The 23,982-nt window shown below is 65.7% G+C and carries 24 protein-coding genes and 1 pseudogene; 14 read left to right on the forward strand and 11 right to left on the reverse strand.

Annotation, left to right across the window (positions count from 1 at the left end):
• Positions 1–6 precede the first annotated feature (6 nt).
• Positions 7–642, forward strand: coding sequence for an RdgB/HAM1 family non-canonical purine NTP pyrophosphatase (gene rdgB / locus QA642_RS00830; protein ID WP_283082956.1), 636 nt, complete (start codon positions 7–9; stop codon positions 640–642).
• A gap of 16 nt (positions 643–658) precedes the next feature.
• On the forward strand, positions 659–1,843 hold the full coding sequence (gene hemW, locus QA642_RS00835; protein ID WP_283087126.1) for a radical SAM family heme chaperone HemW: 1,185 nt from the start codon (positions 659–661) through the stop codon (positions 1,841–1,843).
• Positions 1,844–1,961: 118 nt separating this feature from the next.
• On the opposite strand, the gene QA642_RS00840 is transcribed toward hemW, so the two are convergent.
• A complete protein-coding gene (locus QA642_RS00840) occupies positions 1,962–3,197 on the reverse strand; it encodes a penicillin-binding protein activator (RefSeq protein ID WP_283082957.1) in 1,236 nt (411 codons plus the stop codon).
• A gap of 339 nt (positions 3,198–3,536) precedes the next feature.
• On the opposite strand from QA642_RS00840, the gene rsmI reads away from it, so the two are divergent.
• The 3 genes from rsmI to gshB are packed head-to-tail and all read left to right on the forward strand — an operon-like array spanning position 3,537 to position 5,830.
• A complete protein-coding gene (gene rsmI, locus QA642_RS00845; protein ID WP_283082958.1) occupies positions 3,537–4,487 on the forward strand; it encodes a 16S rRNA (cytidine(1402)-2'-O)-methyltransferase in 951 nt (316 codons plus the stop codon).
• The gene (locus tag QA642_RS00850) at positions 4,474–4,875 is read left to right on the forward strand and encodes a YraN family protein (RefSeq protein ID WP_283082959.1); all 402 of its coding nucleotides are present in this window, start codon (positions 4,474–4,476) and stop codon (positions 4,873–4,875) included. The genes rsmI and QA642_RS00850 overlap by 14 nt, the downstream gene beginning before the upstream one ends.
• A 10-nt stretch (positions 4,876–4,885) precedes the next feature.
• Positions 4,886–5,830 (forward strand): glutathione synthase, encoded by a 945-nt coding sequence (gshB, locus tag QA642_RS00855; RefSeq protein WP_283082960.1) that lies wholly within the window; start codon positions 4,886–4,888, stop codon positions 5,828–5,830.
• A 24-nt stretch (positions 5,831–5,854) separates the two neighbouring features.
• On the opposite strand, the gene QA642_RS00860 is transcribed toward gshB, so the two are convergent.
• Positions 5,855–6,697, reverse strand: a complete 843-nt coding sequence (locus tag QA642_RS00860) for an AraC family transcriptional regulator (RefSeq protein WP_283082961.1) — start codon at positions 6,695–6,697, stop codon at positions 5,855–5,857.
• 405 nt (positions 6,698–7,102) lie between these two features.
• Here QA642_RS00860 and QA642_RS00865 point away from each other — a divergent pair, with 405 nt between their 5' ends.
• From QA642_RS00865 to QA642_RS00885, 5 genes are all read left to right on the forward strand, one after another.
• Positions 7,103–7,480, forward strand: coding sequence for a hypothetical protein (locus QA642_RS00865; RefSeq protein WP_283082962.1), 378 nt, complete (start codon positions 7,103–7,105; stop codon positions 7,478–7,480).
• Positions 7,481–8,034: 554 nt separating this feature from the next.
• A complete protein-coding gene (gene cpaB, locus QA642_RS00870; protein WP_283082963.1) occupies positions 8,035–8,853 on the forward strand; it encodes a Flp pilus assembly protein CpaB in 819 nt (272 codons plus the stop codon).
• A gap of 13 nt (positions 8,854–8,866) precedes the next feature.
• On the forward strand, positions 8,867–10,390 hold the full coding sequence (locus QA642_RS00875; protein WP_283082964.1) for a type II and III secretion system protein family protein: 1,524 nt from the start codon (positions 8,867–8,869) through the stop codon (positions 10,388–10,390).
• 52 nt (positions 10,391–10,442) lie between these two features.
• On the forward strand, positions 10,443–11,177 hold the full coding sequence (locus tag QA642_RS00880) for a CpaD family pilus assembly protein (RefSeq protein ID WP_283082965.1): 735 nt from the start codon (positions 10,443–10,445) through the stop codon (positions 11,175–11,177).
• Positions 11,174–12,463, forward strand: coding sequence for an AAA family ATPase (locus QA642_RS00885; protein WP_283082966.1), 1,290 nt, complete (start codon positions 11,174–11,176; stop codon positions 12,461–12,463). The genes QA642_RS00880 and QA642_RS00885 overlap by 4 nt, the downstream gene beginning before the upstream one ends.
• Before the next feature lie 34 nt (positions 12,464–12,497).
• Here the strand turns inward: QA642_RS00885 and QA642_RS00890 are convergent, their stop codons facing one another.
• Together QA642_RS00890 and QA642_RS00895 are read right to left on the reverse strand one after the other, a co-directional pair.
• The gene (locus tag QA642_RS00890) at positions 12,498–13,271 is read right to left on the reverse strand and encodes a tetratricopeptide repeat protein (RefSeq protein ID WP_283082967.1); all 774 of its coding nucleotides are present in this window, start codon (positions 13,269–13,271) and stop codon (positions 12,498–12,500) included.
• 80 nt (positions 13,272–13,351) lie between these two features.
• Positions 13,352–13,597, reverse strand: a complete 246-nt coding sequence (locus QA642_RS00895) for a PilZ domain-containing protein (RefSeq protein ID WP_011083489.1) — start codon at positions 13,595–13,597, stop codon at positions 13,352–13,354.
• Positions 13,598–13,822: 225 nt separating this feature from the next.
• Here QA642_RS00895 and QA642_RS00900 point away from each other — a divergent pair.
• The 4 genes and pseudogenes from QA642_RS00900 (at position 13,823) to QA642_RS00915 (ending at position 19,145) form a co-directional block, all read left to right on the forward strand.
• Positions 13,823–15,360, forward strand: a pseudogene (locus QA642_RS00900) (YifB family Mg chelatase-like AAA ATPase).
• Positions 15,361–15,469: 109 nt separating this feature from the next.
• Positions 15,470–15,937 (forward strand): hypothetical protein, encoded by a 468-nt coding sequence (locus tag QA642_RS00905; protein ID WP_283082968.1) that lies wholly within the window; start codon positions 15,470–15,472, stop codon positions 15,935–15,937.
• A gap of 152 nt (positions 15,938–16,089) precedes the next feature.
• The gene (locus QA642_RS00910; protein ID WP_283082969.1) at positions 16,090–18,315 is read left to right on the forward strand and encodes a PAS domain-containing hybrid sensor histidine kinase/response regulator; all 2,226 of its coding nucleotides are present in this window, start codon (positions 16,090–16,092) and stop codon (positions 18,313–18,315) included.
• A gap of 200 nt (positions 18,316–18,515) precedes the next feature.
• Positions 18,516–19,145: a histidine phosphatase family protein gene (locus QA642_RS00915; protein WP_283082970.1), complete on the forward strand. Its 630-nt coding sequence runs from the start codon at positions 18,516–18,518 to the stop codon at positions 19,143–19,145.
• A 12-nt stretch (positions 19,146–19,157) separates the two neighbouring features.
• On the opposite strand, the gene coaA is transcribed toward QA642_RS00915, so the two are convergent.
• The 7 genes from coaA to hisB form a co-directional block, all read right to left on the reverse strand.
• Positions 19,158–20,114 (reverse strand): type I pantothenate kinase, encoded by a 957-nt coding sequence (gene coaA / locus QA642_RS00920; protein WP_283082971.1) that lies wholly within the window; start codon positions 20,112–20,114, stop codon positions 19,158–19,160.
• Positions 20,115–20,198: 84 nt separating this feature from the next.
• The gene (locus tag QA642_RS00925) at positions 20,199–20,525 is read right to left on the reverse strand and encodes a phosphoribosyl-ATP diphosphatase (RefSeq protein ID WP_283082972.1); all 327 of its coding nucleotides are present in this window, start codon (positions 20,523–20,525) and stop codon (positions 20,199–20,201) included.
• Positions 20,526–20,602: 77 nt separating this feature from the next.
• Complete coding sequence (hisF, locus tag QA642_RS00930) at positions 20,603–21,376, reverse strand: imidazole glycerol phosphate synthase subunit HisF (RefSeq protein ID WP_027561669.1); 774 nt, start codon at positions 21,374–21,376, stop codon at positions 20,603–20,605.
• Between the two features lie 3 nt (positions 21,377–21,379).
• Complete coding sequence (gene hisA, locus QA642_RS00935; RefSeq protein WP_283087127.1) at positions 21,380–22,117, reverse strand: 1-(5-phosphoribosyl)-5-[(5-phosphoribosylamino)methylideneamino]imidazole-4-carboxamide isomerase; 738 nt, start codon at positions 22,115–22,117, stop codon at positions 21,380–21,382.
• Positions 22,114–22,764 carry an imidazole glycerol phosphate synthase subunit HisH gene (gene hisH / locus QA642_RS00940; protein ID WP_283082973.1) on the reverse strand — a complete coding sequence of 217 codons (651 nt, stop codon included), beginning with the start codon at positions 22,762–22,764 and terminating at the stop codon, positions 22,114–22,116. The genes hisA and hisH overlap by 4 nt, the downstream gene beginning before the upstream one ends.
• The gene (locus QA642_RS00945) at positions 22,761–23,291 is read right to left on the reverse strand and encodes a DUF2628 domain-containing protein (RefSeq protein WP_283082974.1); all 531 of its coding nucleotides are present in this window, start codon (positions 23,289–23,291) and stop codon (positions 22,761–22,763) included. The genes hisH and QA642_RS00945 overlap by 4 nt, the downstream gene beginning before the upstream one ends.
• Positions 23,292–23,357: 66 nt before the next feature.
• Positions 23,358–23,951, reverse strand: a complete 594-nt coding sequence (gene hisB, locus QA642_RS00950) for an imidazoleglycerol-phosphate dehydratase HisB (RefSeq protein WP_283082975.1) — start codon at positions 23,949–23,951, stop codon at positions 23,358–23,360.
• Positions 23,952–23,982: the final 31 nt, after the last annotated feature.

A 23,982-nucleotide genomic window follows, 5' to 3' on the forward strand; every position in this document is an offset into this window, starting at 1 on the left:
TAAGCCATGCACCGCCGAATCACCGGAAAGCTCGTCATCGCGACCCACAATCCCGGCAAGCTCGCCGAGATGAAGGAGCTGCTCGCGCCTCACGGCATCGAGGCGGTGTCGGCCGGAGAGCTCGGCCTGGACGAGCCGGAGGAAACCGGCAACGATTTCCGCAGCAACGCCGCGATCAAGGCGATCGCGGCGGCAAAGGCGACGGGGCTTCCGTCCTTCGCGGATGATTCCGGCATCGTGGTCGACGCGCTCGACGGCGCGCCCGGCATTTTCTCCGCGCGCTGGGCCGGTCCGACCAAGGATTTCAACGCGGCGATGGCCCAGATCGAGCGGCTGCTGCAGGAGCGCGGGGCAAGCACGCCCGCAAAGCGCACCGCGCATTTCGTTTCCGCGCTCTGCGTCGCCTGGCCCGACGATCATCTCGAAGAGGTCGAGGCGCGCGTCGACGGCACGCTAGCTTGGCCGCCGCGCGGCACCGCCGGTTTTGGCTACGATCCGATGTTCCTGCCTGACGGGCACGACCGCACCTTCGGCGAGATGACCAGCATCGAGAAGCACGGCCTGCCGCCGCTCGGCCTTGCCCTGTCGCACCGCGCCCGCGCCTTCGTGAAACTGGCGGAGATCTGCCTTGAGCCGCGCTAGAGCGTTTTCGAGCGAAGTGGATACCGGTTCGCGCCAGGAAAACGCGTCGAAACAAGAATCCGAAGCCTTCGGCGTCTACGTGCACTGGCCGTTCTGCCTGTCGAAGTGCCCGTATTGTGACTTCAACAGCCATGTCCGCCACGCCGCCATCGACGAGGCACGCTTTGCCTCCGCTTTCGCGCGCGAGATCGAGACCACGGCCGAGCGCGCGCCCGGTCGCGAGGTCACCTCGATCTTCCTCGGCGGCGGCACACCGTCATTGATGCAGCCTGCAACCGTCGGCGCCGTGCTCGATGCCATCGGCAAGCATTGGATTGTTGCGAGCGACGTCGAGGTGACGCTGGAAGCGAACCCGACCAGCGTCGAGGCCACACGCTTCGCCGGCTATCGCGCCGCCGGCGTCAACCGCGTCTCGCTCGGCGTGCAGGCGCTGGACGATGCCTCGCTGAAGGCGCTCGGCCGCTTGCACAGCGCGCGCGAGGCGCTCGATGCCGTCGCCATCGCGCGCCGCTCCTTCGACCGTTATTCGTTCGACCTGATCTACGCCCGCCCCGACCAGACGCCGGCGATGTGGGCCGACGAGCTGCGTCTCGCCATCAATGAAGCGGCCGAGCATCTGTCGCTCTATCAATTGACGATCGAGGAAGGCACGCCGTTCTTCGGCCTGCACCAGGCCGGCAAATTGAAGACACCGGACGAAGCCGTCGCGCGCGCGCTCTATGACGTGACGCAGGAAACCTGCGACAAGCTTGGGCTACCCGCCTACGAGATCTCCAATCACGCGCGGCGCGGCGCCGAGTGCCGGCACAATCTGGTGTACTGGCGCGGCGAGGAATATGCCGGCATCGGGCCGGGCGCGCATGGCCGTCTCGACATCGACGGCGTGCGCCATGCCACCGCCACCGAGAAGCGTCCCGAAGCGTGGCTGCTGCGGGTCGAGACCAATGGTCACGGCGTCGTCACCGACGACCTCCTCAACAGCGAAGAACGCGCCGACGAATTTCTGCTAATGGGATTGCGCCTCGCCGAGGGCATCGACCCCGCGCGCTACAAGGCCCTCGCCGGTCGTCCGCTCGACGCCGGCCGCATCGCGCTGCTGCGCGAGGAAGGCGCGATCACCGTCGATGCAACGGGCCGCCTGCGGGTGACGAGCAGCGGATTCCCGGTGCTCGATGCAGTGGTCGCGGATCTCGCGGCGTAGCAAGCTCTTGTGGGGTGGGCAAAGCGAAGCATGCCCACCGTTCCATGCGACTTAGCTGAGAGATGGTGGGCACGGCGCAAGTGCGCCTTTGCCCACCCTACGGCACCGTCGTCCTGAACTATGCCCCAAAGCTCTTCGGCGAACCCGCGACCGCAACGCCGCCGCCGGTCGTCACCTTCATCACCGCAAGGCCGCGCTCGTTGGTGCCGTCGGCGCGGAAGCGGAACAGGCCGTCGATGCCGGCAAAGCCCGAGGCGTTGGTGAGCACATCCGCCGAGAATCGCGTGGTGCCCTGCGTGCGGGCGAGCGCGGCGACGAGGGCGACGGCGTCATAGGCAAGCGTCGCGGTGCGCACCGGCTCGGCGCCGTATTTGGTTCGGTAGCGGCCGGAGAAGGCGCGGAAGCCGGCCGGATCGGGCGCGGCGTAAAGACCGCCTTGCAACGCCGAGCTGGCATAGACGCGCGGATTGTCCCACAGGCCGGTGCCGAGCAGCTGGATGTTGCGCAAGTTCGCGCCGGCCGCGGTCATCGCATCGGCCACCGCGACGACGGCATCGCCGTCGTCGGCAATGAACAGCGCATCGGCGCTGCCGATCTGCTGCGCCACGGCGCGCGCCGGGGTGGCGCGATCCGCGCCATATCTTTCGAATGCGACAACGCGTCCGCCACGCCGCGGCACCGCCGCCTTCACCGCGGCCTCGACGACATTGCCATAGGCATTGTCGGGCACGAGGACGGCGACGGAGCGTTTGCCGATGCTGGCGGAGTACTCGATGATGCGATTGACGTCGGACTCCGGCAGGAAGCTCAGCAAATACACGCCGCGGCCGGCGATGCTGGAATCGGTCGAGAACGCGATCACGGAAATGCCGCGCGTGCGCGCGACCTGAGCCACCGCCGGCACCGACTGCGCGAACAACGGTCCCAAAATGATCTCGGCCCCTTCCTCGACCGCCTGCTGCGCGCCGGCCTGCGCGCCCTGCGGGGTGCCATTGTCGTCCTTGATCAGCAGCTGGATGTTCGGGTTCTGGAACTCAGCCAGCGCCATCTCGGCCGCATTGCGCATCGATTGCGCGGCAAGGCCGGCATTGCCGGCGGCCGAGAGTGGCAGGATCACGGCAACCTTGACCCCGCCGGTGCCGGCGGTCGTCGCCTGCTGCGGCGGCCCGGCCGGCTGGGCCGGGGGCGGGGAGGAGCTGCTGAAGGGATTGGAGAACTGGCTGAGGCTCTGCTGCACGCCGGCGCAGGCCGAGAGCAGGGGGGCGCCGAGCAACAAGCCTAGCGCACCCCGCCGGGTCGCCCCGGACATTCGGGGCCCCTCAACGGGAGATTTCGGATCACGCGGGCCCAGCATTGCAGCTTCTCTTCTAACCGGCGATCGCCAGCCGGTCACAACATTCATGGCCGCGACAGAAGCCGCGGATTCCGACATATTGTCGGCAAATAGTTAACCAAAACAAAAGGATAATGACCGCTTAACGCGCCCGCACCTGTAAGTCCTGGCTGTCCGCCGACCGTCACGACAGCATCAAGGCGGCGTTTCCGCCGCGAATATGACGCTGACACTTCATACCCTCTCGAATGTGATCCCGGATGGATCACATTCCCGTCCTTCCGTATCTTGGGCTTGGCCACGATCTTTTTCGGAGAACCGGTTCCCAGCCCCGGGGATCATGCCTAAGTTCGATTCATTATGCGCGCAAAGCCGGCCCCGATAAATACGCCTGAAGGCCCAGACGCCGCTCCACGCGGCTTCTCCATCGACGCCTATCGGCTCCCGGCCCCGAAGGCGGCGCCGGGCCTCTATCTGGTCGCGACCCCGATCGGCAATCTCGGCGACATTACGCTGCGCGCGCTCCAGACCCTTGCCGGCGTCGACGTCATCGCCTGCGAGGACACCCGCATCACGCGCCGCCTGACCGAGCGCTACGATATCGCCGCCCAGCTCAAGCAATATCACGAGCACAACGCCGAAGTGGCGCGCCCAAAAATCCTGGAGGCGCTTGCCGCGGGCGGCTCGGTCGCGCTGGTGTCGGACGCCGGCACGCCGCTGATCTCTGATCCCGGCTTCAAGCTGGTGCGCGAGGTCTGCGCCGCCGGCCATGCCGTCTATGCGCTGCCGGGCCCGTCCTCGGTGCTGGCGGCGCTGTCGGTCGCCGCGCTACCGACCGACCGTTTCTTCTTCGAGGGTTTCTTGCCGGCCAAATCAGCCGCGCGAAAATCGCGTCTGGCCGAGCTCGCCCGCATCGATGCGACCCTGGTGATGTTCGAATCCGGCAACCGCGTGCAGGATACGCTGGCCGAGCTCGCCGAGATCATGGGCAGCCGCGAGGCCGCGATCTGTCGTGAGCTGACTAAGCTGCACGAGGAGATTTCGCGTGCAACGCTCGCCGAGCTGGCACGTGACGCCGAGGGGCTGGAGACGCGCGGCGAGTTCGTGCTGGTGATCGCTCCGCCGGCGGCCGACGCCGAGGTGCTGAACTCGGATGCGCTGGACGATCTCCTGCGCGAGCAGCTGGCCGCGCACAGCGTCAAGGACGCGGTTGCGCATGCGGTCGCGCTCTCGGGCCGGCCGCGCCGCGAGGTGTATGCCCGCGCGCTCGAGATCGCCAAGGATCTGCGGGGCGGTGATGGCGAAGGCTAGGGGCGATGCGGAACCGAAAGTCGCCTCGCCCGAGCGCGTCGCCGCGTTCCGCACCGGCATCTCGGCCGAAAGCCGCGCCGCGGCCTATCTCATCGCCAAGGGCTACCGCATCCTGGCCAAGCGTTACCGCACGGCGCATGGCGAGATCGATCTCGTGGCGCGCCGCCGCAATTTGATCGCCTTCATCGAGGTCAAGGCCCGCGCCAGCCTGGATGACGCGGCTTACGCGGTCACCCCGCGCCAGCAGCAGCGCATCATCGACGCCGCGCAAGGCTGGCTCGTAGCGCATCCCGAGCATGCCGAATTCGAATTGCGATTCGACGCCATGCTGATTGCGCCGCGCTCACTTCCGCGCCATGTGTTGGCGGCATTCGACGCCTCGACCTGAAAGGCAGACCATGAAACTCAACGTCGCCGTCCAGATGGACCCCATCGCCCGCATCAACATCAAGGGCGATTCCACTTTCGCGCTGCTGCTGGAGGCGCAGAAGCGCGGCCATGGCCTGTCCTATTACACGCCCGACAAGCTCTCGATGGTCGGCGACGAGCTGGTCGCGCCGGTGCAGCTTCTGACAGTGCGCGACGAGTCCGGCGACCATTTCACCCTCGGTGAGCACAGGCGCGAGGCGCTCAACGGCTTCGACGTGGTGCTGCTGCGCCAGGATCCGCCGTTCGACCTCGCCTACATCACTTCGACCCATTTCCTGGAGCGCATTCATCCGAAGACGCTGGTGGTCAACGATCCCGCCTCGGTGCGCAATGCGCCGGAAAAGCTGTTCGTGATGAATTTCCCGCAGCTGATGCCGCCGACCCTGATCTCGCGCGACTTAGACGAGATCAACGCGTTCCGCGACAAGCACGGCGCCGTTGTGATGAAGCCGCTGCACGGCCATGGCGGCGCGGCGGTATTCCGCGTGATGCCGCAGGACATGAATTTCGGCTCGCTGTTCGACATGTTCTCGGTCACCTTCAAGGAGCCCTGGGTGATCCAGCAGTTCATCCCCGAGGTGAAGCACGGCGACAAGCGCATCATCCTGGTCAACGGCGAGTTCGCCGGCGCGGTGAACCGCGTGCCTGCCGCCGACGATCTCCGCTCCAACATGGTGCGCGGCGGCGCCGCCAAGGAGACCGAGCTCACGCCGCGCGAGCGCGAGATCTGCGCGACGATCGGTCCGGCGCTGCGCGAGCGCGGACTGCTGTTCGTCGGCATCGACGTCATCAACGACAATCTCACCGAGATCAACGTGACCTCGCCCACGGGCATCCGCGCCATCGCGCGGCTCGGCGGCCCTGACGTCGCGGCGAAGATCTGGGATGCGATCGAGCAGAAGCGAAAGAAATAGCTTCGGAGCCTTGGGTCGGCTCCTTCAGCCGAAAAATCCCCGAGCGCGCCGGGCTGTGTCGGACGGATACAATCCAAAGGCCGCACGGTAGGACGCCGCAAACCGGCCCATGTGGGTAAAGCCCCACTTCAGCGCGACTTCACTGACCGGAAGCAGATTCTCCGGTCGCGACAGCTCGTCGTGGATCGCTTCGAGTCGAATTCTGCGCAAATAGGCGACCGGCGTCGTTCCGTGGATCCGGCGAAATCCCGATTGCAGCAACCGACTGCTGATCCCGACGTTCCCGGCAATATCGGCGATCGTCAGCGGCAGATGCAGGTTGGCCCGCATGTATTCGACGGCCCGCCTGACGTGACGGGGCGGCACATCCATGGGCTGGCGGTTCAACCGCTCGATCAGCCGATGCGGCACGTTTTGGAGGACTAGCTGGATCACGGCCTCCGACAACAGAGCGCTGGCTTTCGGCGAACGTGCCAGGATCCCGTCATGGAGGCCGGTCGTGCTGGCGCGAACGAGCTGAAGCAGCATCTGCCCGGCGCTGGTGGACAGCTCGATCTTGGGCGCGAGATTGAGGTCTTCCAGAGCCGTGCCCGCGAACGTCGCGGACAGCACCTTGGTGACGACGCCGGTATGCACCGTCAGCGTCACGCTCGAATACCGTCCATCCACCGCTTCGACCCGCTGCTTCTGCAACGTCGGAAGCGATACGATGGCGATGTCGGAGTCCATACGTTGCACGTTTTTTCCGGCAATGAGCATCTCGGCCTTGCCGGCATTGAGAAGGCTGATCGCAAGCTCTCCCGATGAATTGCCGTAGGCGTAGCGCCAGTCCCACCCCGCGGACAGCTCCGCCCTCACGACATCCATGCCCGCACCAATCGCGACATCCGCATGCCAGCGAAATGATCCATCCGGCCGCGGCGAGGAATGCGCATTGATTCCGTGAGGCCGCAGTATCTCGAGCAACTCCTGAAACGACGACCCTGATCGCGCGGGAGGTGCGGCAAGTATGTCTTCGACCATGCAAATCCCAATCGTTGGTCTTTTGCTGTCCTAGCACAACTCGGGTGAATTCAGATCGCGCTCTCAATATCCGATTTCCGAAAGAGGATATCCAGATCGCGCATCGATCGGCCTAGCCGGAAACCGAAGGCTTCCATCCCGAACGCGCCGGAGTCCATGGACTTGCGGCGCGATCGGCCTAAATCGCTTCGACCACCTCAAACAGGTTATGGAAGCATGCTTACCAGAACAATTTGCGCGGTCACGCTGATGGCCCTTTCGTCGATGCCGGCGCGGGCCGACAGCTGCGCAGACCACTATCAGATGAGCGGCGTTCCGCTGGTGACGGGCACGACCCACAAGGTCTGGATGATCTTCCCGTCGGTCAATCCCACCCTTGCCCTCGACAGGGTCTCCCGTGCCGTCATGGCGGAAGGCTTCGTCAACGTGAACGTGGACAAGGCGCTTGGCACGCTGACCACTCAGCAGGAAACGACCGGATCCGGGCGGCCGCAGACACTTCGCGTCGTCGTGCGCAAGGACGTCAAAGGCAGCCGCGTCGATGCGGTCTTCATCATGCCGCCGGGACAGGTGGCTCCAGGCATCAGCGCCAACCTCTGCCGTGTCGTGGACGCAGCCGGCCAGTGAACGCCGCGTTCAAGGGAAGCGGGAGGCAGGCGGCCACCTGCCGCCACAGCATATGAAGCAGGAAATTCGATGCGAAAACGCGCTCCATTAGCTCTGTCCGAGCGACGCGCTCCATCACCGTCACCCTGAGGTAGCCGCTCCTTCAGCGGCCCTCGAAGGGCGGTCGCCCGGCTGCATCGGGGCCGTTCATCCTTCGAGGCTCACCCTGCGATGCGATGCATCGCAAGCCTCGCACCTCCAGCGACAATGGCTTTGCCATTGCGCGAGGATGACGGATTACGTCTTGATCACCGCGCGGCATCAGCTCGCGCATCACTAACCACCCGTTCACCAAGATGCCTCGCGCCTCATGCGAACGCAGGAGCGGGCCCGCGTGAAACTACGGGGTCGCTGGCCGACCGGATAACGCGGCGTTCACCATCTGCCCAAAACCAGCAGCGTGACCGGCGATCACATTCGGGCTCGCAACACCCCTTATACTTTTCCTCCCTACTCATCGACGCAGGGGAACCCGCCAGGTGCGGTTCGAGTGCCCCGCGTAAGAGTAGCAGCGTATGAACACCGCACGCATCATCGTTCTCGTCATCGCACTGGGCGCCGGCGGCGTCGCTGCGTATCTAGCGAGCGGCTATCAGAACGCGCCCGCGCCCGTCGTTCCCGTCGTCGAGAAGCTGCCGACGATCGAGGTCCTGGTCGCCAAGAACGACATCCAGCTCGGTCAAGCCGTGAAGCCCGAGGACCTGGTATGGCAGGCCTGGCCGGCGGCGACCGCGAGCAGCGCCTTCATCCGCCGCGACAGCAGGCCCGAGGCGCAGACCCAGCTCGCCGGCTCGATCGCGCGCGTGCCGCTGATGCAGGGCGAGCCGATCCGCGAGCAGAAGCTGGTCAAGGCCGATGGCTCCGGCTTCATGGCCGCGATCCTGCCGTCGGGCATGCGCGCCGTCTCCACCGAGATTTCCGCCGAGACCGGCGCCGGCGGATTCATCCTGCCGAACGACCGCGTCGACATCGTGCTGACCCGCCGCCTGAAGAATCCTGACGGCGCCAACAGCAATGGCCCGACCGGCGGCAACGACCTCATCCTGTCCGAGGTCATCCTGACCAATATTCGCGTGCTCGCGATCGACCAGGCGCCGAAGGAGAAGGACGGCCAGAACGCCGTCATCGGCAAGACCGTCACGCTCGAGCTCAGGCCCGACCAGGTCGCCACGCTCTCGGCCGCACGCCAGGGCGGCACGCTGACACTCGCGCTGCGCAGCATCGTGGATGCCAATGCCATCGACGGCACGCCTGAGGAGGCGGTCAGGCGTCCGGGCGGCGTGAACGTGATCCGTTACGGGGTGCAGGCGCGGCAGCTGACGTCACAGAAGTGATGATGGGGATAGCATGAACTACGGGGAAGGTCGGATGGGCCTGCGCATTCGGGGGAAGCGCGCGCGCTCGTCCTTAGCAGGGGCAATGCTGATGCTGGGGCTGGTCGCGGCCCCCAATTTCGTCGCTGCGGCGGATGCGCCGGTCGGCGATCAGGCGCCGATGCAGGCGCCACCGGATCTCGCGGTGTCTCCGGTCGCGACCATCGCGCCGGCCCGCACGCGTTTCCTCTCGCTTGGTGTGGGCAAATCCGTGGTCATCGACCTGCCGCGCGAGGTCAAGGACGTGCTGGTGGCCGATCCCAAGATCGCCAACGCGGTGATCCGCTCGGCCCAGCGCGCCTACATCATCGGCGGCCAGGTCGGCCAGACCAATGTCGTGTTCTTCACCGCCGACGGCCAGCAGGTCGCCGCCTACGACATCGCGGTGAAACGCGACCTCAACGGCATGCGTTCGGCGCTGCGCCAGTCGCTGCCGGGCGTGCAGATCGAAGGCGTCGGCGACAGCGTGATGCTGACCGGCTCGGTGTCGAGTCCGGTCGAGGCCCAGCAGGCCGGCGACGTCGCCGCCAAGCTCGTCGGCGGCGCGGACAAGGTCGTCAACAACATCGTCGTGCGCGGCCGCGACCAGGTGATGCTCAAGGTCGTCGTCGGCGAAGTCAGGCGCGACATCGTCAAGCAGCTCGGCGTCGATCTCAGCGCCAGCCTGAACGCCGGCACCGCGGTCGTGAATTTCAACAACTCCAACCCGTTCTCGGTCTCCGGCGGCCCGCTCGTCAGCAGCAACGGGCTCGGTGTTACCGGACTCGCAAAAGGCGTCGCCACCGTCAACGCCACGATGCGCGCGATGGAAAGCGCCGGCGTGATGCGGACGCTGGCCGAGCCGAGCCTGACGGCGATCTCCGGCGAGTCCGCCACTTTCATCGCCGGCGGCGAATTCCCGATCCCTGCGGGCTATTCCTGCGATCCGGTCACCCACGTCTGTACCACCCAGATCACCTACAAGAAGTTCGGCATCTCCCTGAACTTCACGCCGGTCGTGCTCAGCGAGGGACGTATCAGCCTGCGCGTGATGACCGAAGTCTCGGAGCTGTCGAATCAGAACGCCATCTCCGTGACGCAGGCGGTGTCCGCGGGCCAGACCAGCTCGATCACCATCCCCTCGATCCAGACCCGCCGCGCCGAGACCACGCTGGAAATTCCCTCGGGCGGCTCGATGGCGATGGCCGGCTTGATCCAGCAGCAGACCAAGCAGGCGATCAACGGCCTGCCCGGCGTCGATCAGGTGCCGATCATCGGCGCGCTGTTCCGCAGCCAGGACTTCGTCAACAATGAGACCGAGCTGATGGTGATCGTGACGCCCTATGTGGTGCGCGCGGTCGCCCAGAAGGAATTGTCGCGGCCCGACGACGGCTTCGCGCCGGCCTCGGACGCGCAGACGGCGCTGCTTGGCCGCGTGAACCGCCTCTATGGCATCACGGCCCGCCGCGTCGATCCGATCGACGGCGTCCACGGCGATTTCGGCTTCATCATCGACTGAGACCGACGGCTTGGGGGCCGGGGCGAGACACGGGGCAAGAGGGGACAAGGCGATGACGAAGATGACAGCCGATCGACGTCGCAGCTTGCGGATCGCGCTGGCGCTGACGGGGCTCTCCGTCTTGCTCGGCGCCTGCAACACCACTGGCGAAATCGTCACCCAGACGGTGCCGACCGACTACCGCCAGCGCCACCCGATCGCGGTGCAGGAAGGCAAGAAGTCGATCGTGATCTTCGTCGGCAAGGCCAGAGGCGGCCTCTCGACCGCGCAGCACGCCGACGTCGCCGGTATCGCCCGGGACTGGGTGCGCGAAGGCACCGGCTCGGTCGTGGTCGACGTGCCCGTCGACACCGCGAATTCGCGCGCTGCTGCGGCGACCTATCAGGAGATCCGCGCCGTGCTCGCCTCCGGCGGCGTGCCGTCACGCGCCATCGTCCAGCATCGCTACCGCCCTGAGGATCCCGGACTGCTACCGACCATCCGTCTGAGCTATTCGAAGATCACGGCTGTCGCCGGCCCCTGCGGGCTGTGGCCGGAGGACATCGGGCCATCCATCCTCGACCCCGGCTACAACGAGAACCATCCCTACTTCAATCTCGGCTGCGCCAACCAGCGCAACCTCGCGGCCATGATCGACAATCCCGCCGACCTCGAGCAGCCGCGCGCGGAGACGCCGGCCTATACCGCACGGCGCGAAATCGCCTTCGACCGCTACCGCAAGGGCTCGACGACCGCGACCACCTATCCAGAGTCCGACAGGGCCAAACTGAGCGACACAGGCAAATGACCAGCGTCCACGACGAAGAGGCGGACGATCCGCAGCACCCTGAGGAACACATTGCGCCGGTTCCTCGCATCTCCGTGCAGGCCTTTTGCGAGACCGAGCAGACGCTCCAGGCGGTGACCGCCGCCGGCCAGGACCGCCGGCTCGCCAAGGCGCATCTCACCGCCAAGAGCGGCGGCCTCGCCGCGGCGATCGAAGTCTACGATTCGATGCCGACGCCGAACGTCATCGTGATCGAATCCGACGGCACGCGCGACATCCTCGAGGGTCTCGACGATCTCGCCGGCGTCTGCGATCCCGGCACCCGCGTGGTGGTGATCGGCAATCCCAACGACACCGCGCCCTATCGCGAGCTGGTCCGCCGCGGCGTCAACGACTATGTCGTGGGGCCGGTCGAGACGCTCGACGTCGTCCGTTCCATCTGCAGCCTGTTCTCGGCGTCCGAAGCCATCATCACCGGCCGCGTCATCGCCGTGGTCGGCGCCAAGGGCGGCGTCGGCGCATCCACGGTCGCGCATAACGTGGCCTGGACCATCGCGCGCGACCTCACGCTCGATTCCGTCGTGATCGATCTCGACCTCGCCTTCGGCACCGCGGGCCTCGACTACAACCAGGACCCGGTGCAGGGCATCGCCAATGCGGTGCTGTCGCAGGACCGGCCCGACACGGCGCTGATGGAGCGCCTGCTCGCCAAATGCACCGACCGCCTCAGCCTCCTTGCTGCACCCGCCACACTTGACCGCGTCTACGATTTCGGCGCGGAAGCTTTTGACGCGGTGTTCGACACGCTGCGCATGACCACGCCGTGCATCGTGCTCGACGTGCCCCATCAATGGTCGGGCTGGACGCGGCGCGCGCTGGTCAATGCCGACGACATCGTGATCGTGGCCGAGCCTGATCTCGCCAACCTGCGCAACACCAAGAACATGCTCAGCGTGCTCAAGGCTGCGAGGCCGAACGACCGGCCGCCGCTGTACTGCATCAACCAGGTCGGCATGCACAAGCGCGCGGAGATCGAGGTCAAGGCATTCGCCAAGACCATGGAGAGCCAGCCGCTCGCGGTGATCCCGTTCGATTCAAAGCTGTTCTCGACCGCAGCCAATAACGGCCAGATGATCGCGGAGGTCTCCAGGAGCCACCGCACCACCGAGCTATTCCAGAATATGGCGAACCGCCTCGCCGGCCGCGGCGAGGTGAAGAAGCCGAAGCGCTCGCTGCTCGGACCGCTGCTGAAGAAGCTGAAGGGCCGGTCAAGCCGCAGCTCCGCGCCCCACCGCAAGGCGTCGTAGAGACCAGGAATTGTAGGGGTGATGGAGAGGGCGGTTACTTGTCCGCCCGCTGCTGCTTCTTCGCCAGCAGCTGCCGCAGCGCGGTGACCTTGGCCGCGGCCTGGTCCGGCGGCAAATCTGCCTTCACGAGGATTTCAGCCTCGGCCTCGCGGCCCTGCAATCCCAGCACGAGCGCGAGATTGGCACGGACCCGCGCATCGTTCTGATTGCGCTGATAGGCGCGGCCGAGCACCTGTTCGGCCTTCGGCAGATTGTTTTGCAGCATGTAGGACAGGCCGAGATTGGACAGCACGGTCGGCTCGTCGGGCGCGATCTTCAGCGCCGCGGCGTAATATTGCTGCGCCTCCTCGTTGCGGCCGAGCTGATCGAGCGCCGCGCCCTGCGCCGACAGGATGCGCCAGTCCGGATCCTCGGGCGAATGCGCGCGGCCGAGCACGTCGAAGGCCTGCTGGAAATTGCCGTTGTCGGCGAGCGCGCGGCCGTAGCCGGCGAGCAGCGCCTTGTTGCTGGGATGAGCGAGCACGGCCTGCTCCAGCACCGCGACCGCCTGCGCGCGCTGGCCGCTCTCGCGTAGTGCCTTGCCATATTCCAGCGCGACGTTGGGATCACTGGGCTTGGCGCGATAGCGCTCGCGCAAGGCATCCATGTCCGACTTCGGGTCGGCCTTGGCGGCCGCCTCCGGCTTGCCGCCGAGCGCGCCGGTGACGTCCTCGAGGCCGGTGGTCTGACAGCCGCCGAGGGCAAGGGCCAGCAGCGCGGAAAACAGATATCTCGCCGGGGGAGAGGCAACGAACAAACGCTTGGACATACTCTGATCACTCGGCGACTGATCAGAGATGCTTTGCCGATTAACGCTAAAGTCCCGTTAAGGACGCGGTCCTTTGGACCTTAGTCGGTGAATTCGGCGCCGAATTCGCAGCCGATACGCCAGCGCAGGCGGCATTGGCGGGAATAGTCCGGCGCGAAGATGATGGTGAATTGCGGCGGCACTTCCAGGAATTCCGCCACGACCTTCACACCGCCGTCGGAGATATCCGTGATCGTGCAATCCCGCGGCAGCGAGCCCGCGCCAAAATGAATCTTGGCGAGCCGGCTGCACACCCGACGTTCGCTTCTCCGGCGATTTGCAAGCATTTGAACTGTTCACCCGTTAGATCACGGCCCATCCCGCAGCCCTAGGAGTACCGGACATTCGTTGGAATGTGCTGAGGACAGCCGCTCGCATTCGAGGCTTAGTGTCCGCTGCCCGTTTACCGCTTGTTAGGGCTTGCCGCGCCCCGAAAATGTTCCCGTATTGTTCTTGCGGGGCCCCGCGCCTCCTGCTACCCTCGATTGTGCAAGAGGGCAGGCTGGTTCGGCATGGTTCAACGGGTTTCTACCGTCGCCTTTGAGGGGATCGAGGCCCGTGCGGTCGACGTGCAGGTGCAGGTCGCGCCGGGCCTGCCGGCCTTTGCCATCGTCGGTCTGCCCGACAAAGCGGTGTCGGAAGCGCGCGAACGCGTGCGCTCGGCGCTGATCGCCTCGGGGCTCGCGCTGCCGGCGCGGCGGATTATTGTCAATCTGGCGTCGGCCGACCTGCCCAAGGAAGGCAGCCATTACGACCTGCCGATCGCGCTCGGGCTGATGGCGGCGATCGGCGCGATCCCGCCGGATGCGCTGACGGGCTTTACCGTGCTCGGCGAGCTCGGCCTCGACGGTTCGATCGCGCCGGTGGCCGGCGTCCTGCCGGCCGCGATTGGCGCCAATATGCGCGAGGAAGGCTTGATCTGCCCGGCGTCTTGCGGCTCCGAAGCGGCCTGGGCGAGCCCCGACATCCAGATCATCGCGGCAAGCTCGCTGATCCAGATCGCCAACCACTTCAAGGGCACGCAGGTGCTCTCGCGCCCTTCGCCAAAGGTGCACGAGGCCGCCGCCTTTACGCTCGACCTGCGTGACATCAAGGGCCAGGAGAGCGCCAAGCGCGCGCTGGAGATCGCGGCCGCCGGTGGACATCATCTCCTGATGATCGGCGCGCCCGGCGCCGGCAAATCGATGCTGGCGGCGCGCCTGCCCTCCATCCTTCCTCCGTTGTCGCCGGGCGAGCTGCTCGAAGTGTCGATGATCGCGTCCGTTGCCGCGAGATCGATGGCGGCGCGCTGACCGCGCGGCGGCCGTTCCGCTCGCCGCATCATTCCGCCAGCATGGCGGCGCTCACCGGCGGCGGCATGCGCGCAAAACCCGGCGAGATCTCGCTGGCGCATCAGGGCGTGCTGTTCCTCGACGAGCTGCCGGAGTTCGATCCGCGCGTGCTGGATTCGCTGCGCCAGCCGCTGGAGAACGGCGAGGTCGCGGTGTCACGCGCCAATTACCGCGTCACTTATCCGGCGCGCTTCATGCTGGTCGCGGCGATGAATCCGTGCCGCTGCGGCAATGCGTTCGAGCCGGGCTATGCCTGCAAGCGCGGCCGCATCGACCGCTGTACCGGCGATTACCAGGCGCGCATCTCCGGCCCGCTGATGGACCGCATCGATTTGCGCATCGAGGTGCCCGCGGTGACCGCGGCCGATCTGATCCTGCCGCCGCCGGCGGAAGGATCTGCCGAAGTCGCCGCGCGCGTTGCGGCGGCGCGCGACATCCAGCTTGCACGCTATGCCGATGCCGGCTTGCCCAATGTCCGCACCAACGCCGAAGCGCCCGCCTCTGTGCTGGAGAACGTCGCCAAGCCCGACACGCAAGGCCAGAAACTGCTGCGCGATGCCGCCGAGACCATGCGGCTGTCGGCGCGCGGCTATCACCGCGTGCTGCGCGTGGCACGCACGCTCGCCGACCTCGACAATGCCGACAAGATCGGCCGGCTGCATCTCGCCGAAGCCTTGTCCTACCGCGCACTCGCGGAGGATGTGCGGCAGATCGCCTGATCATTCCGCGCGTCAACCCGGCGGTAACGAGTTTCCTTTACGCTCTGCAAACCATAAGGCCATGCGTTCTTAGGGGACAGTTCCCGAGCGGCCTGGTGAGTAGAGTGTCATGTTGCGTTTCAAGATCCTGGCCTCGGTTGTTCCCTTGTTGGCGGCTGCGGTGTTCGCCCGCGGCGAGATCGGATCGGTCTCGCATCCCTGCATCGTCATCGGCGAAACCTCGGTCGAGCTGACATCGCTGTTCTGGACCGCCGGCGTGCATGTCGCCTTCACCGACGATCCCGAAAAGGCGACGGTGCGGGTCCAGATCACCGACGATGCGGATGCTGCGGACTTCGCCGTCGTCGACGACGGCCTCGGGTCCGAGCCGGATTCCTGCGAGGCCACTTCCTCGAACCGCCTCGTCTCGATCGCCGCACAGCCGGTCGACGGCGGCCCGGTGATCTATCTCTCCACCGAGGGGCCGGCGGATTACCGTATCTTTGTGCGCTCGCGGACGTTCTCGCAACGCGAGGCCGCGGCCCTGATCGTCGGCGCCCGCGGCGGCCACCGCCACCTCCAGGCCGCCTCGCTCTAGGTTTGAGCATGATCTTTCCGGATCATGCTCTGAGGCATTAACACCTCGTCAACCCTGTTTGGAGGCAACCCCAAAGCCTCAAACTGTTCGCAAGGTCGGCACGACATCGTCGCTCGCGCTGGCGGCGGGGTTTCGGATAAGGGTCGGTGGAGATGGATCGGACGTTCCGGATCAAGGTGCGCTTGCGCCGCTTCAGGCGGCGTCATCCCCGCATAGCCTTCGCGATCCGCTCCTTCATGATCTTCTCGGCGACCTTCGGCGGCGCCTATGGTTTCGTCACCGGCAGCCGGTCCGAGAATTCCGGCTACGATCCCCACGCCTTTGCGATCGGTGCGAGCTTCCTGTTCGCGCTCGCCTGCCTCGGCCTTGCCACGCTGAGCATGCGCCTGCGCTTCGTTAACAAGCGGATGCGCAAGCTCGCTGCGCATAACGAGGCGCTGATCGACCGCAATTGGGAGCTGAAGGAGGCCGAGGAGCGCGCCCGCAGCCTGTTCGAGCAGCAGGGCGATCTGATCGTACTGCGCGACACCCAGGGCTGCATCACCTTCGCCAATGACGCCTATTGCGCGCTCGCGGGGCAGCCGCGCGGCGCGCTGGTCGGCACCCGCTTCGATTTCGACGTGCTGGAGCAGGGCGACAGCGCCCGCGAGAGCAGCGGCACGCGCGTCCACGACCAGAAGATCGCAACTCCGCTCGGTGCGCGCTGGATCGCCTGGCGCGAAGGCTATGTCCGGCTCGATGCCGGCCAACCCGCCGAATTGCAGAGCGTCGGGCGCGACGTCACCGACCGCACCGAGAGCGAACGCGCGCTGTCGGACGCGCGCGACCAGGCCGACGCCGCCAACCGCGCCAAGTCGCGCTTCCTGGCGATGGCCTCGCACGAGATTCGCACGCCGCTGAACGGCATCATCGGCATGGGCGGCCTGTTGCTCGACACCAATCTGACGCCGGAGCAGGCGACCTATGCCAGGGCGGTGAAAACCTCTGGCGAAGCGCTGATGGCGCTGATCGAAGAGCTGCTCGACTATTCCAAGATCGAGGCCGGCAAGCTCGATCTCGAGCTGCGCCCGTTCGCGCTCTCCACCCTGATCGAGGAGATCACCGAGCTGCTGGCGCCGCGCGCGCAGGCCAGGCAGCTCGAGATCGCCGCCTATGTCGACGAGCGCCTGCCGCTGGAAGTGGTCGGCGACGCGGCGCGGCTGCGCCAAGTGCTGCTCAACCTCGCCGGCAACGCCATCAAGTTCACGGCAAAAGGCGGCGTCGCGCTGATCGTCGAGCCCGGCATCTGGCCGCACGAGATCAGTTTTCTGGTCCGCGACACCGGCATCGGCATCGCGCCAGACGCGCAGCAGCGCATCTTCCGCGAATTCGAGCAGGCCGACGAGCGCGTCGCGCGCACCTATGGCGGCACCGGCCTTGGCCTTGCCATCAGCGAGCGCATCGTCAAGCGCATGGGCGGCCGCATCACGCTGACGAGCGAGCCGGGCAAGGGTGCAACCTTCGAGGTCGCGCTGCCGCTGGCGGCATCGCAAGGCAGCGCGGGACAGACGGCATTCCCGAGCCCCGACCTCACCGGCAAATCGATCCTCCTGGTTGCCGACGGCATCGAGGCCTCGCTGATCGCGCGGCGTCTCGAGCGCTGGGGCGGCCAGACCTGCATGACCTCCGATGCGTCGGTCGTGGAAGCGCTGCTGCCGGAGCGATCCTGGCACGCCATGCTGGTCGATCGTGCGATCGGCGCGACCATCGCCGACCGGCTTGGCGGGCTGGGGCGCGCGCATGCGGCGCAGCGGCTGGTGCTGCTGACGTCGAGCTCGCGCCACGAGAAGTTTTCGGCTGATTTCACCGGCTTCCTGGTCAAGCCCTTACGCACCGCCTCGCTCGCCGCACGTCTCGCGCTGACACCCGAGGTCGCCTCGCCCGACCTCGCGCCGGAGCCACCGGCCGACTCCACCGGCGCTGCACCGGCAAAGGGCTTGTCGATTCTCGTCGCCGAGGACAACGAAATCAACGCGCTGCTGATGCGCTCGCTGCTGACAAAACTCGGCCACCGCGTCGTCATCGCCGTCCACGGCGAGGCCGCGCTGGAATCCTGGCTGGCGGCTAGCTCGGCCGGCACGCCCTATGATCTCGTGCTGATGGACATCCAGATGCCGCAGCTCGACGGCATCGAGGCAACCAAGCGCATCCGCGCCCACGAGGCCGTTACCAGCGGCCAGCACACGCCGATCCTCGCGCTCACCGCCAATACGCTGGTGGAAGACCGCTACGCCTGTTTCGAGGCGGGCATGAACGGCTTTCTGATCAAGCCGCTCGACCGGGAGAAGCTCGACGAGGCACTGGCGGGGCTGGCAGCGTCACGGCATCTGGCGATGTAGTCCCCGCTCCCTCGCCGTCATCGCGAGCGCCGCGAAGCAATCCAGAATCTTTCCGCGTAGGCAGTCTGGATCGCTTCGCTGCGCTCGTAATGACGATGCGGTGATACGCGCGCCTGCCCGACCGACAATCTTTGATTGAAATCGAACCCACTGCGCGTCATCATCCTTCGGGGGCTCGGTTTCCGACGAGGATATCGCGCATGAATGTACTCTACCGGCTCTCCGTCATTGTCTTTCTCGCTGTTAGCTCCCAGGTCGCCGCAGCGGGTACGTCGGAGCTCATCGCTGCGCTGAAGCAAGGCGGGTACGTTCTCGTCTTTCGGCACACCGCGACCGACGACAGCCAGAAAGACGTCTATCCCTTCAAGTTCGACGACATGAGTGCCCAGCGCCAGCTGAGTGAAAAGGGCAGGGATATGGCGCGTCAGATCGGAGCGGCGATCCAGGAGCGCGCGATTCCGATTGGCGATGTCTACACAAGCCGTCTGAACCGCGCGATCGAAGCCGGCAGGCTGATTACTGGCAAGGAATGCAAGCCGGTCGACGCATTGACGGACAGCAGCAATGCCAGCACGTCGGGAATGGCAAACCCCACCGCTGCGAACGCAAAGGCCGGGGCGGCCGTGCGCCAGCTCGTCGATCAATCGCCGGCGCCCGGCACGAACACCGTCCTCGTCACTCACAAGACGAACATCGCCGATGCCTTCGGCAAGGAGGCCGGGGAAGTACAGGAGGGCGAAGCCTTCGTCTACCGGGCCAACGGCTCGGGGCCCGCGACCTTTGTCGCACGCGTCAAGTCCGCGGATTGGACGGCGAAGGCCGGCAAATAGGAGGCGGCGAAGCTACAGCCGCCTGAGCGCCACGCTCTCCACCGCGTGATCCGCGCCCTTCTTCAGGATCAGCGTCGCGCGGGGCCGCGTCGGCAAAATGTTGTCTTCGAGATTGGCGAGGTTGGTGCGCTCCCAGATCGCGGTGGCGGTGGCGGTGGCTTCCTCGTCCGACAACAGCGCATAGCGATTGAAGTAGGACTTTGGATTGGTGAACGCGGTGTCGCGCAGCGCCAGGAAGCGCTTGATGTACCATTGCCGCAGCGCCGCCTCGTCGGCGTCGATATAGACTGAGAAATCGAAGAAGTCGGAAACGACGGGCACCGCCTTGCCGTCACGCGGCAGCTTGCCGGTCTGCAAGACGTTGACCCCCTCGACGATCAGGATGTCGGGCTGGTCGACCTCCGCCCATTCGTTCGGCACGATATCGTAGGTCAAATGCGAATAGACAGGCGAGCGGACATGGCGGCGGCCCGATTTGATATCGGACAGGAAACTGAGCAGCAGCGGCAGATCATAGCTCTCCGGAAAGCCCTTCTTCTGCAAAATGCCTTGCTGCTCGAGCAGGGCCTTCGGGTAAAGAAAACCGTCAGTCGTGATCAGCTCGACCTTCGGACGCGGCGACCAGCGTGCCAGCAGGGCCTGGAGCACGCGGGCCGTGGTGGATTTTCCGACCGCGACCGAGCCGGCAACGCCGATGATGTACGGGACTTTGCGATCGCGAATGTTGAGGAACTGGCGCTCGGCGTAATACAGCCGCTGCATCGCATCGACATAGATCGAGAGCAGGCGCGACAGCGGCAGGTAAATGTCCTCGACTTCCTTGAGATCGAGGCGGTCGTGCAGTGAACGCAGCCGATCGAACTCGCCCGGCTCCAGCGTCATCGGCGTATCGTCGCGCAACCGCGCCCATTCTTCGCGCGTATAGACGCGGTATGGATTGTATTGCTGCTCGGGTGCGCGGATATCCATGACGCGACCTTTCCGTTAAGAGGAGAGCATGATCCGGAAAAGTGTGAAGCGGTTTTCCGAAAAGATCATGCTCAAACAAACCCTCTAGCTGCCGCTCTTGCGCGACGCCTTCTCTTCCAACCCTGACATATTCGTACGCTTGTCCAGCGCCGCTTCCACCTCTTCCAGCTTTACGTCGCGGGACTTGAGCAGCACAAGGAAGTGATAGAGCAGGTCGGCACTTTCAGCGATCAGATGCGCGCGATCGTTTTCGACTGCTGCGATTACGGTTTCGACTGCTTCCTCACCGAACTTCTTGGCGCAATGCTCGGCGCCCTTGTCGAGCAGCTTGCGGGTATAGGAGGCCTCGCCACCGGACGCCGCGCGGGCGTCGATGGTCTCGGCGAGATGATGGATCGTGAAACGCGCCATACAGAACACTCAAATACACGTCCGGCCGAACGGGCCGGTCCCGCCGGCCTATGTAGCATTTTTATGAAGCGGAGTCGTCAGGCATCGAGGCGCATGGCTAGCCCGCGCCGGGCCATATGCTCCTTGGCTTCGCGGATGGTGAATTCCCCGAAGTGGAAGATCGAGGCGGCCAACACGGCCGTGGCATGGCCGTCGCGGATCCCGTCGACGAGGTGGTCGAGATTACCGACGCCACCCGAGGCGATCACGGGAACGGGAACGCTGTCGGCGATCGCCCGGGTCAGCGGAATGTCAAAGCCCTGCCTGGTGCCGTCGCGATCCATCGAGGTGAGCAGGATCTCGCCGGCGCCGAGCGAGACCACTTCCTGGGCATATTCGATCGCGTCGATGCCCGTGGAGTTGCGCCCGCCATGGGTAAAAATCTCCCAGCGGTCGCCGCCCGGGCGCTTGACGCGCTTGGCATCGATCGCGACGACCACGCACTGCTCGCCGAATTTCTCGGCGGCTTCCTTGACGAACTCGCGGCGCGACACCGCGGCGCTGTTGATCGAGACCTTGTCGGCGCCGGCGCGCAGCAGCGTCTTGATGTCGTTGACCTCGCGCACGCCACCGCCGACGGTGACCGGCATGAAGCAGGCCTCGGCGGTGCGCCGGACCACGTCCAGCATGATGCCGCGGTTCTCATGGGTCGCGGTGATGTCGAGGAAGGTGAGTTCGTCAGCGCCGGCGGCGTCATAGGCGATCGCGGCCTCGACGGGATCGCCGGCATCGCGCAGGTCGACGAAGTTGACGCCCTTGACGACGCGGCCGTCCTTGACGTCGAGGCAGGGGATCACGCGCACCTTGAACATGTGTCAGCTCCTGCGCGCGTCGCGGATCAGGGTGAGGGCGGCGGCGGGGTCGAGTCGGCCGTCGTAGAGCGCACGGCCGGCGATCGCGCCGGCGAGCTTTTTCGCCCGCGGCGTCAGCATCGCCTTGATGTCCTCGATCGAGGCGAGACCGCCGGAGGCGATCACCGGAATCGAGATCGCGTCGGCCAGCGCAATCGTCGCATCCAGGTTCAGACCCTTGAGCAGGCCGTCCCGCGCGATGTCGGTGAAGATGATGGCGGCGACGCCGGCATCCTCGAAGCGCTTTGCGATCTCCAGCACGGTCACCTGCGAGGTCTCGGCCCAGCCTTCGACCGCGACCTTGCCGTCGCGCGCGTCGAGCCCGACCGCAACGCGGCCGGGGAATTTCTTCGCAGCAGACTTCACCAGTTCGGGATCGCGCACCGCGGCGGTGCCGATGATGACGCGAGTGATGCCCTTGTCGAGCCAGGCTTCGACGGTCTTGAGATCGCGAATGCCGCCGCCGAGCTGCACCGGGATCTTGATCGTCTTCAGCATCGCCTCGACGGCCTCGGCATTCACCGGCTTGCCGGCAAACGCACCGTCGAGATCGACGACGTGGAGATACTCAAAACCCTGCTCGGCAAAGCTCTGCGCCTGCGCTGCTGGATTGAGGTTGAAAACGGTCGCGCGCGCCATGTCGCCTTGCTCGAGGCGCACGCACTGGCCGTTCTTGAGGTCGATCGCGGGGAAGAGAATCACGGTTTCCATCGCAAGAAGTTCGAGATCAGGGCCAGACCAAAACGCTGGCTTTTCTCGGGGTGAAACTGCGTGCCGACCGCGGTGTCCTTGGCGACGATCGCGGTGACAGGCCCGCCGTAGTCGGCGCGCGCGAGCACGTCCGCCTCGCTGGCGGGGTTGAGGTGGTAGGAGTGCACGAAATAAGCGTGCTGGCCCTTGGGGCCGAGCGGCAGCCTGTTCAGCACCGGATGCTCGCGCAGCACCTCGAGCGTATTCCAGCCCATGTGAGGGATCTTCAGGTTTTCATCGCGCGGCGTGATCTTCTCGACGTCGCCGCCGATCCAGTTCAGGCCTTCGGTGATGACATGCTCCTTGCCGCGGCTCGCCATCAGCTGCATGCCGACGCAGATGCCGAAGAACGGCCGCGCCTTGACGCGCACGGCTTCCGTGATCGCCTCGACCATGCCGTTGACCGCGTCGAGCCCGCGCCGGCAATCGGCGAAGGCGCCGACGCCCGGCAGCACCAGACGGTCGGCCTCATAGGCCTGATCGGGATCGCTGGTGACGAAGACCTTTTGCGGGTTCTCGAGGCTGCGCGCGGCACGCTCGAAGGCCTTCGCGGCGGAATGCAGATTCCCGGAACCGTAATCGATGATGGCGACGCTCATCTTGACCCTCCCGGTTCTGGAAACAAACCAATGATGCCGCCGGCCGGAATTGGCGGCGGGTTCGAGAATTGCTGACCCGGCGTGCTGCGGGTCGGCGGCGGACCGCCGCGGTCGACGGCCCATTGATCGTTGACGATGCCGTGCTGCTTCTGGCTCCAGCGCTCGAAGAAGCGGCGCTCGGCGGTGTCCTCGTCGTCGGCAATGACGACGTCGAGCTGCCGCCACTTGCCGCGCGACAGGGTCCAGCGGCGCAGGCTCGAGGCCTCAAGACCCATCAAGAGCGCGATGATGATATTTGCGAAAAAGATGGCGGGGCGGCCGACGCCGAGGCTGTGCAAGCCGGCATCGAATGCAGCCAGGAAGATGATCCAGCCGATCAGAGCCAGCCAGAGCCGATTCCACAATAGCCAGAACGGCCCCAACACCATCGCCCAGAAATGAAAACCGTCGCGCACGAACACGAACTTGTCGGTCGCGCGCAGATCGGCTCCGGCAGGAGAGGGAGCATGAACTGTGTAGACAGGCATGGCGATGCCCCGTGCTCGAGAATTGAGTAGAAAGCGCAAGCGGCGCGTGCCGCCGGCCGGAAGACGTCAGCCGCCGAGCGAGCCCTTGGTGGACGGAATCTCGCCCACGGCCTTCGGATCGATCGCGACCGCGGTACGCAGCGCTCGCGCCAGACCCTTGAAGCAGGACTCGGCGATATGGTGGCTGTTATCGCCATATAGGGTCTCGACGTGGAGAGTCACGCCGGCGTTGATGGCGAAGGCCTGGAACCATTCGCGCACCAGCTCGGTGTCGAACTCACCGATCTTGTCGCGGGGAAAGTCGGCCTTGAACACCAGGAACGGGCGGCCCGAGATGTCGATGACCACGCGCGACAGCGTCTCGTCCATGGGCATGTGCACGCCGGCATAGCGGGTGATGCCCGCCATGTTGCCGAGCGCCTGCTTGACCGCCTGGCCGAGCGCGATGCCGGTGTCTTCGGTGGTATGGTGATAGTCAATGTGCAGGTCGCCGACCGCCTTGACCGTGAGGTCGATGCGGGAATGGCGGGCGAGGAGATCGAGCATATGGTCGAAAAAGCCGATGCCGGTCGCAATATTGCCCACGCCGGTGCCATCGAGGTTCACGGAGACCTCGATGTCGGTTTCCTTGGTCTTGCGCTTGATCGTCGCGGTGCGCATGGAAAATCGGTTTCCACGTTGGTTTTGAGCA

Origin of the sequence: Bradyrhizobium sp. CB2312, from assembly GCF_029714425.1 — a bacterium.
Taxonomy (GTDB): Bacteria; Pseudomonadota; Alphaproteobacteria; order Rhizobiales; family Xanthobacteraceae; genus Bradyrhizobium.